Source organism: Fundicoccus sp. Sow4_F4, assembly GCF_052116145.1.
In the GTDB taxonomy this organism is placed as follows: domain Bacteria; phylum Bacillota; class Bacilli; order Lactobacillales; family Aerococcaceae; genus Fundicoccus.
Map to the genome: position 1 here is coordinate 61,030 of NZ_JBQKLQ010000003.1, position 18,437 is coordinate 79,466.

At 41.9% G+C, this 18,437-nt stretch carries 12 protein-coding genes; 4 read left to right on the forward strand and 8 right to left on the reverse strand.

The window, feature by feature from the left end; all coding sequences use genetic code 11:
* Positions 1 to 4: 4 nt before the first annotated feature.
* The gene (gene fdrA, locus ACTQ5J_RS05935) at positions 5 to 3,019 is read right to left on the reverse strand and encodes an acyl-CoA synthetase FdrA (protein WP_441751433.1); all 3,015 of its coding nucleotides are present in this window, start codon (positions 3,017 to 3,019) and stop codon (positions 5 to 7) included.
* Positions 3,020 to 3,195: 176 nt separating this feature from the next.
* On the opposite strand from fdrA, the gene ACTQ5J_RS05940 reads away from it, so the two are divergent.
* The gene (locus tag ACTQ5J_RS05940; protein ID WP_441751435.1) at positions 3,196 to 4,089 is read left to right on the forward strand and encodes an alpha/beta hydrolase; all 894 of its coding nucleotides are present in this window, start codon (positions 3,196 to 3,198) and stop codon (positions 4,087 to 4,089) included.
* Between the two features lie 63 nt (positions 4,090 to 4,152).
* On the opposite strand, the gene ACTQ5J_RS05945 is transcribed toward ACTQ5J_RS05940, so the two are convergent.
* Positions 4,153 to 5,292 carry an ArgE/DapE family deacylase gene (locus tag ACTQ5J_RS05945; protein ID WP_441751437.1) on the reverse strand — a complete coding sequence of 380 codons (1,140 nt, stop codon included), beginning with the start codon at positions 5,290 to 5,292 and terminating at the stop codon, positions 4,153 to 4,155.
* A gap of 203 nt (positions 5,293 to 5,495) precedes the next feature.
* On the opposite strand from ACTQ5J_RS05945, the gene ACTQ5J_RS05950 reads away from it, so the two are divergent.
* On the forward strand, positions 5,496 to 6,428 hold the full coding sequence (locus ACTQ5J_RS05950) for an AEC family transporter (protein ID WP_441751439.1): 933 nt from the start codon (positions 5,496 to 5,498) through the stop codon (positions 6,426 to 6,428).
* Positions 6,429 to 6,559: 131 nt separating this feature from the next.
* Positions 6,560 to 6,691 carry a hypothetical protein gene (locus tag ACTQ5J_RS05955; protein WP_441751441.1) on the forward strand — a complete coding sequence of 44 codons (132 nt, stop codon included), beginning with the start codon at positions 6,560 to 6,562 and terminating at the stop codon, positions 6,689 to 6,691.
* Positions 6,692 to 7,071: 380 nt separating this feature from the next.
* Here ACTQ5J_RS05955 and allB read toward each other — a convergent pair whose 3' ends face one another.
* The 4 genes from allB to ACTQ5J_RS05975 all read right to left on the reverse strand — a co-directional run bounded on the left by allB (position 7,072) and on the right by ACTQ5J_RS05975 (position 12,963).
* Positions 7,072 to 8,445, reverse strand: a complete 1,374-nt coding sequence (gene allB / locus ACTQ5J_RS05960; protein WP_441751443.1) for an allantoinase AllB — start codon at positions 8,443 to 8,445, stop codon at positions 7,072 to 7,074.
* A gap of 31 nt (positions 8,446 to 8,476) precedes the next feature.
* Entirely contained in the window at positions 8,477 to 9,961 is a 1,485-nt protein-coding gene (allW, locus tag ACTQ5J_RS05965; protein WP_441751445.1) for an allantoin permease, read from the reverse strand.
* 285 nt (positions 9,962 to 10,246) lie between these two features.
* Positions 10,247 to 11,473, reverse strand: coding sequence for an allantoate deiminase (gene allC / locus ACTQ5J_RS05970; protein ID WP_441751446.1), 1,227 nt, complete (start codon positions 11,471 to 11,473; stop codon positions 10,247 to 10,249).
* A 275-nt stretch (positions 11,474 to 11,748) separates the two neighbouring features.
* A complete protein-coding gene (locus ACTQ5J_RS05975; RefSeq protein ID WP_441751448.1) occupies positions 11,749 to 12,963 on the reverse strand; it encodes a pyridoxal-phosphate-dependent aminotransferase family protein in 1,215 nt (404 codons plus the stop codon).
* Positions 12,964 to 13,203: 240 nt separating this feature from the next.
* Between ACTQ5J_RS05975 and ACTQ5J_RS05980 the strand changes: the two genes are divergently transcribed.
* Positions 13,204 to 14,835 carry a PucR family transcriptional regulator gene (locus tag ACTQ5J_RS05980; protein ID WP_441751450.1) on the forward strand — a complete coding sequence of 544 codons (1,632 nt, stop codon included), beginning with the start codon at positions 13,204 to 13,206 and terminating at the stop codon, positions 14,833 to 14,835.
* Between the two features lie 166 nt (positions 14,836 to 15,001).
* Here ACTQ5J_RS05980 and allD read toward each other — a convergent pair whose 3' ends face one another.
* Entirely contained in the window at positions 15,002 to 16,078 is a 1,077-nt protein-coding gene (gene allD, locus ACTQ5J_RS05985; RefSeq protein ID WP_441751452.1) for an ureidoglycolate dehydrogenase, read from the reverse strand.
* 25 nt (positions 16,079 to 16,103) lie between these two features.
* Entirely contained in the window at positions 16,104 to 16,895 is a 792-nt protein-coding gene (gene allE, locus ACTQ5J_RS05990; protein ID WP_441751454.1) for a (S)-ureidoglycine aminohydrolase, read from the reverse strand.
* Positions 16,896 to 18,437: the final 1,542 nt, after the last annotated feature.

The following is an 18,437-nucleotide window of genomic DNA, read 5'->3' on the forward strand; positions in this document are numbered from 1 at the left end:
TAACTTACTCGCTATCGACGTCAATACCTACTGATTTCGCATAGCCAATCAGTGCTTTTTCGAAACATGCTAGCGGTGCGCGAACTGTCCCTGCACCAATTTGTCCAACACCTGCTTCTTTATGAGCAATCCCTGTGTTGATGATTGGTGTAATACCTGTTTCAACCACTTTACGAATATCAATACCTAAAGTTGAACCTTTGAAGTCCCAGTTAGGAATTGTCCATGTTGGGTTATTCGTGATAGATATTTTCTGCATTTCATCAGAAATCTTCTCAGCATCGGATAGACCATTTAATCCAACGAAGCGTGTTACACCTGGTGCAGCAATCATTGCCATACCACCCACTCCGACAGTTTCAGTAATCGCACTGTCACCAATATCCGCATTCGCGTCTTCTGATGAGTAACCACTGAAGTATAAGCCGTCTGGTGTGTTAACTGGTGCAGTAAACCACTCGTCGCCAAGTTCTGCAATTCTGACACCAAAGTTTTCACCATTACGAGCCATTGTTGTTACAACTGTTCCTTTTTCTACTTTACGAACATAATCAACCATGGCTTTACCAGCGGCCATCATAATGTTCAAGAAGAATTGGTCAGTATCTGCTAAGAATTGGATAACTTCTTGTTTTTCTTTATCATCAATCGGTAATGTCACGATAGATGGTGTAATTTCTTTAAGGAAGACTAATGAACCAGCGATATTACGTTGGTGGAACTCGTCACCCATTGAGATCGCACGAGCAATCATCACGTTTAAGTTCAAGCCTTCTTCAATCGTGCGTAAAGCTTTTCCTAACACTGGTCCTAATGTATTAGCCATCCATGTTAAGCGGTCAACTACTGCTTGAGAGTTTGCACCGAAACGTAACACTTCACCGATACCTTCGTTCATAATACAGTAACCTTTTGTTCCATCAGCTTTGTTTTCAACAACAAATACTGGGAAATTAGCCGTTGTAATCCCACCCATTGGTCCAACCGCACCCACATGGTGACAAGGGATAAATTTAACTTCGCCTGCTTCTAATTGTCTACGTGCATCTTCTTGGTCAGTTGCCCAACCTTCAAATAACATCGCGCCAATCACTGACCCTTGCATTGGTCCGGTCATATTCTCATATTTAATAGGTGGTCCAGCGTGTAACACAAGTTTCTCGTCTGTGTTTAACTCAGGAATCACGTCTTTAGCTGGTTGAGCATCCATTAAGAACGGTTGTGATTCTAAGAAACGGTCAATAATCATTTGGTTATCTTCGTCGATTTGTGCTTCGCGTTTGTCTAATTCATTTAAAATACGGATTAATTTCTTGTTACCGCCGGCACGTGGTCTCCAGTTAAACTGTAAGGCTTCGCCACCATATGTAACGATTGGCTCAGTGAAACTTTCAATTCCCACATTGATTACTTTAGGTTTAGAATTTAATAAGTCGATGACTTTCTCGCTTGCCATTGGTAATTCAACTTTTTCACCAGTATAGTCAACGTGACCTTTATCAGCTACCACTAAATCATGGCCCATTAATTTAAGGGCTGCACGGATTGCACGCGCGTTACTACTTTCAACAATCACGCCAGCTTCTTTCAATGTTCTTACTGATTCAGCATAGTTTTGCGGATCATTATCTGTTCCAACAACTGTACCAATCACATATAAACGACGACCGCTAGCTGCAGCATTATCTAAAGCCGCTTTAATATCTGGAGCAAGCGCACCAGCCATATCTGGATGTGAACCGTAACCTAATACCACATCAAGTAAAATCACGCCCGTTGTTTCATCTTGAATCACTTCACGTAATTTACGTACACGTACGTCTGGATCAATCATTGGGTGTGGCTTACCTTGCGTATACATATCATCACCAAGGTCCATCACTTGGAAGCCTTGAGTGTTTAAGATATACCCTTCTTCGCCTTTAGCATTTTCCAAGCCTAAAGCGTCCGCAATTAAAGTAGCCGCTTCACTTGCTAACGTCCCACCTGAATAAAGACCTTTAACGGTTGTGCCTTCTGCTAACGTTTCCGTTACTTCTAATTCAACTGGATCTAAGTAGTTGGCTTTCACGGTTTCCCCATTTGAAATATCAACCGCAATACGGGCTGCTTCTTCTAATGTATAAGCTAAGGAAACATTACCTACGTGAGCTTCTGGTTTTTCACCTAAGAAAATAGCGACCACTGGTTTAGATAATGATTGTAAAACTTTCATTACGTTATCACGAACTGACTTTGCTGGTGGCTTAGAAATCACTAAAATCACATCGGTTGGATCATGTTTTTCTAAAGCAACCACTGCATCAATCATTGTAGTGGCTTCAACGGCTTCGTTTAAATCGCGTCCGCCGGTACCAATCGCATGTACCACGCCTCCGCCTAAACGGTCAATTAATGTGGTGGCTTCTTGAATACCTGTTCCAGAAGCAGCCACAATTCCGATATTCCCTGGATTTGTAACGTTTGTAAAGGCTAGTGGAATGCCTGATAAGACACCCGTTCCACAGTCAGGACCCATTAATAATAAACCGCTCTCGTGTGCTTTTTCTTTCAAACGAACTTCATCTTCTAACGAGATATTGTCACTAAATGAGAAAACATGTAAACCTGCATCTAAAGCTTTCTCAATCTCATCCGCTGCATAAGTTCCCGGAATGGAAAATAGCGCTAAATTAGCTTCTGGCATTGCTTCTAAAGCGTCATGCCAATTATCTACACTGGTTGTGCCTGATTCTGCTTTTTTATTAGATAAATCGCCTAAGAAACGCTCAACTTCTCCTAATACTAGTTCTAGAACTGCTTCATCGTCTGCTTCAACGACAATTGCCATATCATTTGCGCCAGCTGCCTCTAATTCTGGAGTATGCATACCTGCACTCTTAAAGATATCTTTATTGGCATCCGTTGCCATCATGACTTGCCCTTGTTTCACCCCGTCAACGTCGTTCACTGAGTTTGTTAAAAGCATCAAGTTAATAGAGTCTTGATAATTATTTTTTTGAATCACTGTATGTAACATTATTTAGCCTCCCTTTCCCTTTCATTATAACCGCTTACATGCCTGCTTTAAATGCTTAAACTCTCTAAAACTTCTAATTGTTTTGTCTACTTTGAATAAAATACAGTCACTAGTCACTAATTTTTACAGTTTTAAGCTACACTTAGAGTATCAATTTGACTAACAGGAGGATGCTTATGACTTATAGCCAAGAAATTTATACTTTTGCTAGCTTCAAGGAGTTACCTTTACAAGCAAGCTTTTACCGCCCCTCTCGCACACAGACTTACCTAGCAACTTTAATTTATTTTCATGGTGGTGGTCTCATCTTTGGACAACGTGACGATTTGCCTGAGGTTTATATCGAACAATTGACCGGAGCAGGCTACGGAATTTTAGCAGTTGACTACTTATTAGCACCTGAAACAGGTCTCGACTTAATTCTTGACTATGCTCAAACAGCTATCGAGTGGTTTTTAGAAAATACTGAGTCTGAATTGGGAAACCTACAATTAACGACTCAACGCTATTATTTATTTGGGCGTTCAGCCGGTGCTTATCTAGCCTTATACCTTGCGGCTAAACAAGTTAACGTTGATAAAAATATGCCTCATAATCAGACAATGCAAACAGCAGCCGGTATTATCGCTCTTTATGGTTACTTCAACCTTAATGAAGCCAGTTTCAGTTTACCGAGTCGTCATTACTTAACCTTCAAAGAAGTCTCTCCCGCTTCCATCCAACGTCTAATTGGTCAACAGCCACTGGTGACTGGATCAATGGATGAACGTTTTTTGATTTATTTAGCCGCTCGACAAGCAGGAAACTGGATGGCTAACTTACTACCGCCTCATCAATCGGCTCGTGATTTTTCACTGAGTTATGCCGACTTAAAAACGCTTCCAAAAATATTTATAGCAGCGGCGTCTGGAGACACCGATGTGCCTGTGCGTCAATCTCGTTTAATGAGTCAACACATCCCAGACGCCCAATTGCATATTATTGATTCAGATGATCATGATTTTGACCGAACCCAAGTAGAAACCCATGGTCTTGAGGTCTATCATGCCATCCTTGCGTGGCTGAATTAGTTATATTTTGTCCGATTTATAAGACTTAAGTTGATGCAATTTACTTGTAATCGTCAGTCTTTTCTACTTTAAGTATTCTAAAGCAATGGCTTGGAAACGATCGATAAATTGTAAATAGTCATCGATTTCAATATACTCATTGACTTGGTGTGGCAAGGTCGGCACGCCAGGTCCGTGAAGTAAGAAATCAAACTTTGTTTTAGATTGAGTAAATTGTGCCGCATCCGTTGTAGGTGAAATTCCAATAATTGGTAAGTCACCCACAATTGCTTGGGCCGCTTTCACTAAATCTGAATCTTCAGGTTTTTCAACTGGATAGTTGTTTTGAGTCCATTCAAGTTCTAGACGACCTTCAATCGCTTGGTTAATTTCTTCAATAATTGTTTCCATTAAAGTGATAATCTTTGTATTGTCATAATCTGGAATTGAGCGAATATTGCCTTCCACTACTGCTTTTTCAGGGATACTATTGATTTGATTTCCACCATTAATAATCGTGACCGCATGTGTGGTACGTCCTAATTTAGAATTGTCGTAAGCTTCAGAAATTTCTGCCATCGCACTATTGGCACGGACAATAAATTCTGCCAATTGGTTAATCGAGTTCACACCTTCTTGTGGCATCGAACTATGCGATGATTTACCAAATGAAGTCACTTTATAACTCATTGAACCTTTATGAGCAGTCACTAAACTACCTGCCCCACTGGGTTCTGCTACTAATAAACCATCTAAGTCGTCAGCGTAACCTAAGGCAGTTAATTGCTTAGCCCCGACTGTTCCGATTTCTTCACCGACAGTGGCTAGAAGTTTGATTTTACCATTGAAAGGAATTGCTTTTTCTTTCAATTCAATCATTGCTAAAACTAAACCTACCGTTCCACCTTTCATATCTGTCGAACCACGACCATATAATTTGTTGCCATCAATAACCGCATCAAAAGGCGGGTGAATCCATTCTGATTCATCACCAGCTGAGACAACGTCTAAATGACCAGTGAAGCCTAGTGTTTTACCGGGAGCACTCCCTATTAACTCTGCCACCAAATTACTACGACCGGGAGCATATTCTACTAAGTTTGAAGCAATATCAAACTCTGCCAATAACGCTTGTAAATACTTAGCGACTTCCTCTTCGTGATCGTTTACCGATTTGAAGCGCAACACATCTTGTAAGATTGAAATTTTACGTTCCTTATTCAACTTATCAGATCCTTTCACACTTTTAATACCTTTATGTTACACCAAAAACTGCTATTAGGGAAAAATTACTGACAGCCTTTAAAACAATCGCGATTTTTTGACTACTTATGACAAGGTTTCCTATATTTTTGTAATCTTTCGCATTGCGTCACAACTCACGAGTCTGTCATAATAGAGAAAATACAACTAGGGAGGATGTCTCCATGCAAATAGATTTTTTCTTAACTTTAGAAAAAGTATCTGTCTTATTTCTGTTAATTGTGATTGGTTTTGTAGCCGGAAAAATGAACCTGATCTCTGAAAAAGGTCAAAAAGATATTACTCAGTTAGTACTTTACGTGACAATGCCCGCCACCATTTTCTCTGCCATGCAGCTAGAAATGAGTGAAGAACGTTTAAACACCGCTTTTATGGTCTTGGGTGTGATGGCCTTTTGTTATGTCGTGATGTTCCTTGTAGGCTTCTTTTCTTCTAAACGCTTACCTTTAACAAAAGGGCAAAAGGATATTTTCCAAACAGCCTTATTACTCTCGAACACTTCCTTTATGGGTTACCCGATTGTCCAAAGTTTACTTGGTCAAGAGGCCTTATTCTATGCTGTTGTCGGTGCCGGTTTTATCTTTGAAACTGTCTCATGGTCCCTCGGTGTTTACTTAATTTCACGTAATGGAACAGAAGCAGCTGGTTTTAATTGGAAGAAAGTTGTCTTCAGTCCAGGGATTTTATCAATTGTTGTGGGACTTATTTTCTTCGGCTTCCAGTGGGGCGTGCCCGAACCTCTCAATAGTGTCATCACGATGATGAGTCCGGCCACTTCACCTTTAGCCATGATTGTTATCGGCTTGATGTTATCACGCAGCAACTTAAAAGAAGCCTTCCAAAGCAAGTACATCTATATGGCTTCAGCCTTAAAATTATTGATTGTGCCAATCGTTATCACACTGGCACTTAAAGCCTTTGGTATCGAAGGGCCTGCTTTAGTCATTCCGGTGATTATGATTTCTATGCCAACCGCTACCTACGTGGCAATGTTCAGCGGCAACTACGGTAACGATGCGAAATTCGCCAGTCAAATAGTCTTCATGACTTCCCTACTTTCGATGATTACCATTCCAATCGTCACTTTATTATTCTAAAGCCTAAACCTTCTAACCAACGTGTTAGAAGGCTTTTTTTTATTTCAACATATGAATGAGTATAACTAAGGTGAGATATATTGAGTGAAGCTATCTGGCAACGTCAGGCTTTGATGGTGGGAGGGGGATCCGTGGAGCGAATGGTTCCGTGGAGCGAATGGTTCAGTACTGATGTGAGTCATGATATGAAACAAGAGCTTGGATGCGTTGCTCGAATCGCCTTGATGCCTTCTTCTGTCTTAGCCCGCAATCCATGGAGTTAACATGCACTAGCTCGCCGACCAAACGACTATCCAATCCTTCCACCAAGTATACAGTTCACTTCTGTTTCAAAAAGACTTCTAGCAAAGACCTTGAGACCGGCGGTGTCGTTCGCTGGAAGCTCACGACGATTATAGTTCGCCGCCTGAGCTAAATTTAATCGTCAGGAACGTGAATGACTGACATCCTCTTTCTTTAACCGACTGCTTTGAAGGGATGTATCGATACGTTTCTATTAGGTGCTTCTCCTGATGTGAAATGTTTATTAAGAGCTTCGACCTAGCAGGTGGTGGTTATAACCCAAAAACTCCCTAGCCGTCTTCTGGCTAGGGAGTTTTCTATTGGGGGATGTTATGAATAGATAAACATTGTGTGTTATTTACTATTTTTTGACGAAGTCGCCAGGGAATGCTTCTGAAATGCCGTCTTCCATTGAGTAAACGACTTCACCACGCAAGATTGTTGAGGCTACTTGAGCGCCAATTTCGCGTCCTACATAAGGGCTTATTTGGTTACGGTAAGCCAAATCTTCTGTAGCTAGTGTGTAAGGTGAATTTGGTTTGATTAGGACGAAGTCTGCATCTTTACCAACTTCGATGCTACCTTTTTCTTCAATGCCGAATAATTTCGCAACGTTTGTAGCTGTGACTGCCGCAAATTGAGGCAAGCTCATACCGCGTTTTTGAACCCCTTCGTCAAACAAGATATCAACGTTGTTTTGTACGCCTGAGATACCGCCCCAAGCTTCAAAGGCGTTTTCTTTGTCTTTCAAGTCTGGGGTACATGGTGAGTGGTCAGATGTAATGAAATCAATCTTACCGTTTAAGACTCTTTCCCATAAAGCATCTTGTTGAGCTTTATCACGGATTGGTGGTGAACATTTAACCACTGGCCCAATCGCATCTAACTCATCTGTTTCGAAGTATAGGTAGTGAGTACATGTTTCACATGTGACGTCTACGCCTTCTTCTTGAGCTTTAGTGATCGCATCGACACCTTCTTTACAAGCCACGTGAACGATATGTAAACGACAGCCTGTTTCTTTAGCTAATTCAATGGCACGGTTGATTGGCTCTACTTCAGTAAAGACTGGACGAGACTCAACATAAGCTTTAAGCGTCGTTTCACCATTTTTATAAGCAATATCGCCTAAACGGTCAGTAATTTCTGCGTTTTCCGCATGAATTGATAATATTTTGCCAGTTTTAGCGATTTGCTTCATGCCTTCATATAATGAATAGTCATCAACGTTCATGAAGTCGCCATCGATTGTACGGTCCCCACATGTTGACATGAAAGCTTTATAAGCAATAACCCCGCCTTCGTCTAACTCTTGGATGCCGCCCGTATTCACTGTGTAAGGAACTAGGCCACCGTATGAATAAACATCAGATTTTAATTTCCCTTCACCTGCTGCATATTTGATTTCTAAAGATTTGGCGTCAACTGTTGCTGGCACTTGGTTTAAAGGCATTTCTAAGAATGATGTGACGCCACCTTTAGCTGCTGCAGAAGTTCCTGTGATATAGCCTTCCCACTCGTCACGGTAGCCGCCGCCTGGTTCGGTAATATGCACGTGTGCGTCAATCATACCTGGACTGACTACCAAACCTTCAGCATCGATTACTTTTGCCCCTTCAGTTGCTAGGTCTGTACCAATTTCGGCAATCTTACCGTCTTTAATCGCAACATCTGTTTGAACTTCGCCACCATCTAAGATAACTAAACCATTCTTAATTACTAAATCAAAACTCATTTACTTTCCTCCTAATATTATATTATTTAACTTATTTTATAGCCCCAATGATTGAATCTTTGCTTGCTGTTTTGGTTAACAACCAATAAACAAGGAAGCCAGTACCAAAACCTGCTAACCAAGCAACGTTTGAAATGAAAGCTAGTGCTGGAATAAACTGTCCGCTTAGCGACACGACTAACCCTACAAATGTTGCGATATAGGCTTGAGTGTTTGTGCCACGGTAGATACTTTTAGCAGCTTTATCTCTTTCATCGAAATACAATTGATCTAAGTCAATTCTTTGTTTGTTTAATAAGAAGTAATGAGCGACCATAATCCCGGCAACAGGACCTAATAAAGCACCAATGGCGTTCAAGAAAATATAGATACTATCTGCATTTTCCATTAGTTTCCATGGCATGATAAGGAAGCTGACCACACTGGCGATGATAACGCCGCTACGGTAATTAATATACTTTGGTAAAAGAGCCGTTAATTGGTAGGCTGCTGGAATAATATTACCTGTTGCGTTAGTTGAAATAGTTGTCATTAATAATACCAGTGACGAGATGATAATGGCTGGTGTGCTGTCCCAACTGTTGATGATGTTTAAAACATCCCACTCAGTTGTGCCGGCATTAATGGATCCACCGATTAAAATAACCACACTCGCAAAAGCAAACCCTACGTAGGAAACTAAGAAACTTGCTGTTTGACCGACAACTTGATCTCGTGATGATTTCGCATTTTGAGTAAAGTCTGCCACACTGACGCCTGGTGCTGCCCAAACCGCTAAGACAGATGCAATAATCATTAAGTAACCGACAATTGGATTAAGACCTGCAGTTGCACCGGCCACATCATATGACATAATGTTTTCGATTCCACCTGCGACATTGATTGCCCAGATAGTCATTCCACCAAATACGATGTAAATAATAGGACTTAGAATAGCTGTAAACTTATTTAGAATACCCCCGCCACCTAGACCAATTAACATGTTGGCTGCCCAGAAAATTGTGAAAGCAATTAATCCTGGAATTGAAATTCCTAGAATGCTTGTACCATCACCAATTTGTAAAAAGCCTGGCCATAATTTACTAATTAGAATAAGAAGTGCTTGTGAACCTGTATAGTTTTGTAAACCGAACCAAGCAATGGCAGCTACTCCACCACGTAAGAAACCTGGTAGTTTTGACCCTGTATTACCATAAGTCGATCTTAAATGCATTGAGAAAGGTATGCCGTATTTGGACCCGGCTAAACCGTTCATTGTCATGAATAATGCGACTACTAGTGCACTAACGACTAAAGCGAGCATCACGTTGATTGGCGCCATGCCTAAAACTAGAAAACCACCAACAGCAGCGTAGTTAGGAATGTTATGCACGGAACCCATCCATAAGGTGAAATAGTTCATTAAACCTGTGTGACGTTTTTCTGCTGGCTTGGGTAAAATATCCTCGTTGGTATATCCCCGTGCTTGAAACTTTGTTATTTCCGCTTGCGTGACTTTATAATCTTGAGCTTCCATAAATTGCCTCCTTAAATTAAGTTTTTTAATTTTTAGCAACCGCTATCAATTCATTCAAGTTCATTGTAAGCGGTTAAACCAATTATCGCATTAGCCACAACTGACAAATGAACAACTTTCAGTGTACAATTAGCACAACAGCTGTTAGGAATCCTTATTCTAGCAAGGTTTCATGCGAGTATCTATTATTCATTCTTCAGAATAAAAATCACAAAGGCGACAGCCAATTAATTTTAATGGTATGTCGCCTCGGTATTACAAATTTTTTAGTAGATATTTAGTTAATTAATAAGCTAATTTCTCTAGTGTGCCAGCTAATGCTTGAATGCCTGGTACAATATCTTCAGCTTCTGTATGTTCGGCCGGGTTATGGCTAATGCCATCAATCGATGGCACGAATACCATGACAGTCGGTACACGAGGCGCAAAAATTTGTGCATCATGACCTGCACCCGAATGCATGAGTTGGTAGTTCAAATCATTTTCTCGACAAACTGCTTCTAATGTCTCAACTAATGTTTCATCCATTGGCACTGGGGATTCATCCATCCAATTATCAATGGAAATCTCAATACCCATCTCTTGACAAATTGCTTGCATATCGGCTTCTAATTCTTGAGTGAAGCGGTTTAACGTGTCTTGATTTGTGTGTCGGCAATCAATCGAAAATAAAGTTTCTCCTGGTACCACGTTGACCGTATTGGGTTTAGGCTCCACCCGACCGAATGTTAAGACCAATGGATTACCTTCGGCACGAGCCTTATCTAAACTTTGTGTCACAATGCGAGCAAAGCAATCCACTGTATCTTTACGGTAAGACATTAGAGTCGTTCCCGCGTGATTGGCTTGTCCTTTTAATACAACGTCATAGCGTTTTTGACCTACAATCGCATTCACCACTCCTACTTGTTTCCCTTCTTTTTCGAGGAAGTTTCCTTGTTCAATATGCAATTCAACAAAGGCCGCAATCTTGGCAAATTTTGGTTCACCTTCTAAATAGTCAAAACCGGCTGCTCGCATCGCTTCTTCAAAGCCAACGCCTTCAGCATCTTTGATGGTTTCCACATCCTTTTTATACGCTAAACCGAAGATGTTCTTCGAGCCCCAGAATACATAAGGGAAACGAGAGCCTTCCTCTTCTGCCATGGATATGATTTGTAATGTTTTCTTAGGTTGACCATTTTTTTGGATCAGTTTTTCCATGGCTAAGTAAGCAGCCATAATTCCTAATTGTCCATCTAATCGTCCACCTTTAGTGACCGTATCGACATGGGAACCAGATGCGATGACTTCTTCCGGTTGTTCGCTACCTTCTAATGTGGCAAATAAATTACCCACTGCATCAAATTCACAAATAAAACCTAAGCTTTCAAACTTTTCCTTCAATTGCTTTTGTGCCTCTATCCATGATGGACTGTACAGTAAACGGGTGGTACCTGGTCCTTGTGCATCTGAAATGCCTGCAAGCCAGTCCATCGTTTCATCGACTTCTTGAGGTGTTATTTCTATCATATGATCCCTCCTGATTATATCTTCTGCTTCATTATAAATGAAAGCGTTTCATATGTAGATAGCAAATTCTATAAAATTTGAGATTTAGCTGTTCAATCTGCATAAACCCCTTGCTATAACACACTTTACTTAAATTTTTACTAAAGCACTTCATTTAAACGACCTCGGTGACCTAGAAGTCAAATGCCGTGTCATAGTTAAACTCTTCACTCAGGCTCTTTACACAAGCTCTTTACACAAGCTCTCTAAACAAGCTATTTACACACGCTATTTGCTTAAGCATTCTCCAGAAAAATATTCAAGGCAGCTTTGACGGCTTTTCCGACGTTAATATCTACTTCATAATATACTAAAGCGCCTTCTAGTGCACTCAACACTTGTAAAACATTTTCATGGCGACTGCTGTAACCCATATTACCGATTCGCCAAATTTTTCCGTTTAAGTCTCCGAAACTATTGGCGATTTCCACCCCGAATTGATGCAACATCAATTCCTGTACTTTGACTGCATCCACACCTTGAGGAATGATAACTGGCGTCACTGTCGGCATCTTAGTGTTTGCTTGTCCGTAAATTTCTAGCCCCATCGCTTGCACACCGGCCATAATGGCTTGATTGTTTAAGCGGTGACGGGCATACACTTTCTCGAGACCTTCTTCTAACAATAAACGTAAGCCTTCATGAACACCGTAGATTAAAGTTGTCGCTTCCGTATGGTGATTGATTCTTTGTTCATTCCAATAGCATATCAGTTGACTCAAATCAAGATAATTACTTTGGATATGGCGTTCATTACGCAAATCAGCACTTAAGCCTAACTCTAGTTGATAACGTTCTGCTAACAATTTTTCGATACGTTCATTAAACGTGACAAGTGATAAACCTGCTGGCACGCTCAAACATTTCTGACTGCCTGCTATGGCTATATCAATGCCCCATTCGTCGACTTTCAATTCCATCCCAGCATACGTTGCTACCATATCAACTAAAAAATAAATATTGTTTGCTTGAGTATAAGCACCGATTTGATCTAAAGCTTGCACTTGGCCGTTGGCTGTTTCGCCATGTATCATTGCGACTAATTTAGGTTGAACCTCTTTAATTTTGTTAATAATATCTATTTGCTCAAAGGGACTTTCCCAATCTTTTTCCATCAACACCACTTCTGCACCACAACGTTCTGCGATTTCCGCTAATAAGTAAGCGAAACGTCCATAAGCTGGGATAAGTACTGTGTCACCTCGTTCTAGAATAGCAATCATCGCTGCTTCAATCCCTGAACGTGACGAGCCGTCGACCGCAAAGGCCTGCTTGTTTTGGGTACCAAAAGGTTGTTTGATTAATTCTTTAACTTCATCCATTATCGTTAAAAAAGCCGGGTCGTGTTGACCAAGAATTGAATTACTCATAGCTTGCAGTACTCTAGGATGCACTTCGACTGGGCCGGGCGTCATAATAGTTCGTTTGGGGACTTTGATTGAATGGTACATAAGATGACCTCCATAGTTAATTTTTTAAGTGACTTATCTGCAAAGATTTCTTTGATATTTTGTAATGAGTCACTAATTTAGTTATCTTAGGTATGCAGATTGAACAATGATTCGTTCAGTAGTATACTCATATTATACTCGAAAATTATCGCTAACGAAAAAAATTTACAGCCTTCATTTGAAAATGTATGCGCTGTTGTAACTTAACATCAGTTGCTTATAAATAGAGGGGGACTTTCGATGACAAGTTTGAATGACTTACTTAACTTACCACGTTTTTCAGATATAAAATTAATTACACCTGGTTTGGATCGGATAGATTTGCCAATAAAAAGTGTCGAAATTACGGAAACGCCTGATATTGAACACTTCGTAACAGAAGATTGCTTGTTACTGTCGACTGCCATGGTATATCAAGATAAGCAAGAAGAGTTGCTGCCACTGATTGATTCCTTGCTGCGTGCGAAGGCTGTTGGCTTAGGGATTAAAGTGGGCCGTTTTTTAGGGCAATTGGATGAGCACGTGATTGCTTATGCTGAATCTGTCGGTTTCCCTTTACTTTTGATTCCGGACAATTATTCGTTAGGCTCTTTACTGCATCAATTTCTGGATATCATCTGGGGAACCCGTCATGAAGAATTATCATTTGCTTTAGATATACAAAAGCGTTTTTCAGACCTATTGATTCAAGATGCTTCTAACAAAATAGTCATTGATCAATTTAGTCACATGGTCAAAACACCCGTTATTTTATTAAATCCTTATTGGAAAATATTAACTCATTCGATTCACTTCAATGATTCAAGCAATCGGGCAGATTATTATACAAGTCAATTGTATGATCTAATGAAAACTACCTCTAAACAAGAAGGTTCTTTTCTTATTCAAGACGTTAATCATAAAGAGTTGCATGTGTCTTTAGTACCGATTAAAGTTTACAGCAATTTCCCTCATCACTTGGTGATTTTGAATCCAGAGCATATTCCTTACCCGATTTCGAATTTCGCCATTGAACAAGCTTCGATGGTGCTATCTTATATTCTATTTAAAAATGAACGAATTGAGGACAGTAAGTATGCTCAAGAAGCTGACTTTTATCGGGAACTCATTGACTACTCATCACAAAACCAGCATAAAGCGCCTGATCGTTTGATGAATGAGAAATTTGGTTACATTAAATCTACCTACTATCAGATCATACATGTTTATGATAGCTCAGCCTTAAAGCTGTCAAAATTGACACCTTATGGTGAAGAATTGTTACTAATGGCCTCACGTTGGTTACGTCAAAACATTAAGACGTATTGCCCAGATGCGTTAGTGTTTTATTTCTCTCAAACTAAAGAAGTCATCTTGATGTTGCAAGCAAAGCCAGCTCACTTAGACAAGATTTTATTGAAAATACGGGAAGATATCGCCAACGTTTTACCATTAAAGCTGATTTTCAGTGTAGGCAATGCCTATCCAACGCTTGGCCAAATCGACCAATCACATACTCAAGCTCACTTAGTGTTTGAAGAACGTAAAACACAGCAACTGACAGACACCATTATGACTTATGAAAATAAAGGCATGTTCCATTTGTTTAATCACTTGCAACATAATGATGTCCGGTTTTTCTGCCAAAATATTCTTCAAGATTTTGCTTATCCGGAAGATGCTTCTTTACTAGAATTACGTAAAACGTTACATGTTTACTTAGATTCACAATGTGAAATAGCCCGCACGGCCTCTGCTTTATTTGTTCACCGAAATACGGTTAAATACCGTATTCAGCGTATCGAAGAGACCTTGGGTTTCTCAGTGAATTCGCCAGAAAATTCATTGAACTTGCGTTTAGCTTTAGAGTTAAGCGATGAAAATCAAACGTAATTCCAAAGACTTGAGTCCTAGCTTTTAGTTTTAGCATTTTTTAAGGCGACTAAAACAACAAGACACACGAAAGCCAGTGAACCAGCTCTGTTCGTCAGAGCTGGTTCACACCAGTTTTCGTGTGTTTTTTGTATACTATTTAAAGTCTTATTCTTGAAAAAAGGGTTTAGTTGGCAAATGCGCCTAAACCGTCGTAAGAATTATGGTGGATATCGTCGGATTCCAGATAGGCGATGATGGATTCTGGGATGTCTACGCCGTTGGCCAGGTTGTTGGCGTAACGCTCGTTACTGCCTTGGCCTGGATATTGGACGCGGTCAAAACCGGGTGCAGGCTTGATGCCATTTAAATCATGCATAGTTTTGCTAACGTTGGCTTTAACATGGTCAAGGCCGGCAAATCTTTCTGGATCGATGATGATGTAGATTTGGCCTAAGTCGCGGGTTGCGGTTAGATCAGAGTACATCGATGAGACTTCGCGGCCGAATGGCACGCCGAGTAAGATACCTGATAACATATCAACCATCATCATCAAGCCGTAGCCTTTTGGTCCGGCGATTGGTAATAAGCCGCGGACTGCATTAGGGTCAGTCGTTGCTGCACCTGTTTCGTCTACTGCCCATGTGTCGGGAATTTCGCGGCCTTTCGAGCGGGCGTCCAGTATTTTACCCCATGCTTGAACGGTTGTCGCCATATCAAAAATCAATGGATGCTCGTCGTCACTTGGTGCGCCAAAGGCTATCGGGTTAGTTCCGTAATAAGTTTCTGCACCTCCAAATGGCACAACCATTGGGTCCGATTGCGTCATGGAAATACCAATTAAATTCGCTTCAGCAATTTTACGCATATAGTATGACAATGTACCGGTATGCCCGACGCGAGCTACCCCTACAACTGCCACGCCACTTGCTTTGGCCATTTCAATGGCAGGTTCTAGTGCTAAGTTGGCCACATAATGACCTTGAGCGTTGTCTCCGTGATAGATTCCCGTACTGTCGCCTGTTTTTTCAAAGCGTAAGTTTGGCTGCGTGATAATGCCGCCTTTATTAATTCTTTCGGCATAATATTCGACGCGAACCGCGCCGTGTGAATGCACGCCACTTAAATCTGCATAGACTAAATGATTGGCTGTTTCTTCTGCCTGTTCATCCGTTAAACCAGCTTTATGTAATTTTGCTTTAATTAGTTCGTGCAAGCGTGTGGCTGAAACGGTTACTAATTTTTCTTCTTCATGATTTGACATGTGTTACTCCCCTTCTTCTGTTAGACTAAACGCCTGGATTACGATTGGCATCTTTGGAATACACATAACTCAATGGTTCGTCACGTCCTACGCCATAAGCCGCTTGAGGAACGTAAGCTCCCATAAAGATGTAATCTCCCTTTTCAACTGGGAACCATTGATTGTCTAGATTATACATGCCTTTTCCTGACAATAAATAAGCCCCGTGCTCTTGATAGTGAGTTTCAACATAACCATGACTTGCGCCAGGTTCAAACGACAAGATATGCATGTTCATATCAAAGCCTAAGTCATCCACTGGCAGTAAATCCCATAGTAAAACATCTTCCATACCTTCATAGTGAATCGGCGTAATATCTGAACGGTTGCCAACAACTTTATGCGCTTGGTAACCTTCTAAGGCATCATAGCGACGTTGATACAAGAAGGCTTCAGTCATTTGCGTTTGGTTGTTTTCGAAAAACATTGATTCGTCAACTGGGAAGAATGCATAGCCGCCATCTGTCAATTCGTGAACGTCTCCTTGTGAGTCGCTCACTTTTAGTGCACCTGATAGTACATAAACGAAGGTTTCAATCCCTTCACCACCGAAACCGCTTGTATTCTTGCCACCTTCTTGAAATTCAGCAATAAAATCACTGAATGAGCCGCCTAAACGTGGCGATCCTAAAATTGAAATTCGTGTGTTCTCAAAACCTGGTACCACATTATTTACTAAACCATCATGAGGCAATATCGCATAACGCCCCTGTTTAATCACTGCTCGCGACTCTAACAGACCATCACGGTAACCCGTATTATTATTCTTATAACCCATTATATTCCCTCCAGAATTCTATTATTCATTTCACCTCCAATTGTAAACGCTTTTCACCTTAAACCCAAGTCGCACACCTCACAATTAATGGCAACTAATTGTTGATAATAGCTAATCCTGATAAAATAGTGCTTTGAGTGGGTGTCAGATGGGGCTTGGATCGAACTCTGCTAACACAGTAGGCACTGGAAAGCGACGAGACTGCCGACCCTAAACTACAGTCGGCAATAGACAGCGGCGAGACTGCCGACCCTACACAACAGTCGGCACTGGACAGCGGCGAGACTGTCGACCCTACTACTACAGTCGGCACTTGACTGGCGAGAGACTGCCGACCCTAAACTACAGTCGGCACTTGACTGGCGAGAGACTGCCGACCCTACACAACAGTCGGCACTGGACAGGCCAGAGGCTGTCGACCCTAAACAACAGTCGGCACTGGACTGGCGAGAGGCTGTCGACCCTAAACTACAGTCGGCACTGGACAGCGGCGAGACTGTCGACCCTAAACTACAGTCGGCACTGGACAGCGGCGAGACTGTCGACTCTAAACAACAGTCGGCACTGGAAAGCGGCGAGACTGTCGACCCTAAACTACAGTCGGCACTGGACAGGCCAGAGACTGTCAACCCTAAACAACAGTCGGCACTGGAAAGCGACGAGAATGCCGACTCTAAACAACAGTCGGCACTGGACAGGTCAGAGACTGTCGACCCTAAACAACAGTCGGCACTGGACAGGCCAGAGACTGTCGACCCTAAACTACAGTCGGCACTGGAAAGCGACGAGAATGCCGACCCTAAACTACAGTCGGCAATAGACAGCGGCGAGACTGCCGACCCTACACAACAGTCGGCACTGGACTGGCGAGAGACTGCCGACCCTACTACTACAGTCGGCACTGGACTGGCGAGAGACTGCCGACCCTAAACTACAGTCGGCACTGACCCTAAACTACAGTCGGCACTGGACAGCGGCGAGACTGTCGACTCTAAACAACAGTCGGCACTGGAAAGGCCAGAGACTGTCGACCCTAAACAACAGTCGGCACTGGAAAGCGACGAGACTGCCGACTCTAAACAACAGTCGGCACTGGACAGGCCAGAGACTGTCAACCCTACACAACAGTCGGCACTGGACAGGCCAGAGGCTGTCGACCCTAAATTACAGTCGGCACTGGACAGGCCAGAGGCTGTCGACCCTAAACAACAGTCGGCACTGGACAGCGGCGAGACTGTCGACCCTAAACTACAGTCGGCACTGGAAAGCGACGAGACTGTCAACCCTAAACAACAGTCGGCACTGGACAGGCCAGAGACTGTCGACCCTAAACAACAGTCGGCACTTGACTGGCGAGAGACTGCCGACCCTACACAACAGTCGGCACTGGACTGGCGAGAGACTGCCGACCCTACACTACAGTCGGCACTGGACAGGCCAGAGACTGTCGACCCTAAACAACAGTCGGCACTGGACAGCGACGAGAATGCCGACCCTTCACAACAGTCGGCACTGGACTGGCGAGAGACTGCCGACCCTACT

Coding starts and splice junctions, on each gene's coding strand:
- fdrA (WP_441751433.1), bottom strand. CDS start 3,019: ATGTTACATACAGTGATTCAAAAAAATAATTATCAAGACTCTATTAAC.
- ACTQ5J_RS05940 (WP_441751435.1), top strand. CDS start 3,196: ATGACTTATAGCCAAGAAATTTATACTTTTGCTAGCTTCAAGGAGTTA.
- ACTQ5J_RS05950 (WP_441751439.1), top strand. CDS start 5,496: ATGCAAATAGATTTTTTCTTAACTTTAGAAAAAGTATCTGTCTTATTT.
- allB (WP_441751443.1), bottom strand. CDS start 8,445: ATGAGTTTTGATTTAGTAATTAAGAATGGTTTAGTTATCTTAGATGGT.
- allW (WP_441751445.1), bottom strand. CDS start 9,961: ATGGAAGCTCAAGATTATAAAGTCACGCAAGCGGAAATAACAAAGTTT.
- allC (WP_441751446.1), bottom strand. CDS start 11,473: ATGATAGAAATAACACCTCAAGAAGTCGATGAAACGATGGACTGGCTT.
- ACTQ5J_RS05975 (WP_441751448.1), bottom strand. CDS start 12,963: ATGTACCATTCAATCAAAGTCCCCAAACGAACTATTATGACGCCCGGC.
- ACTQ5J_RS05980 (WP_441751450.1), top strand. CDS start 13,204: ATGACAAGTTTGAATGACTTACTTAACTTACCACGTTTTTCAGATATA.
- allD (WP_441751452.1), bottom strand. CDS start 16,078: ATGTCAAATCATGAAGAAGAAAAATTAGTAACCGTTTCAGCCACACGC.
- allE (WP_441751454.1), bottom strand. CDS start 16,895: ATGGGTTATAAGAATAATAATACGGGTTACCGTGATGGTCTGTTAGAG.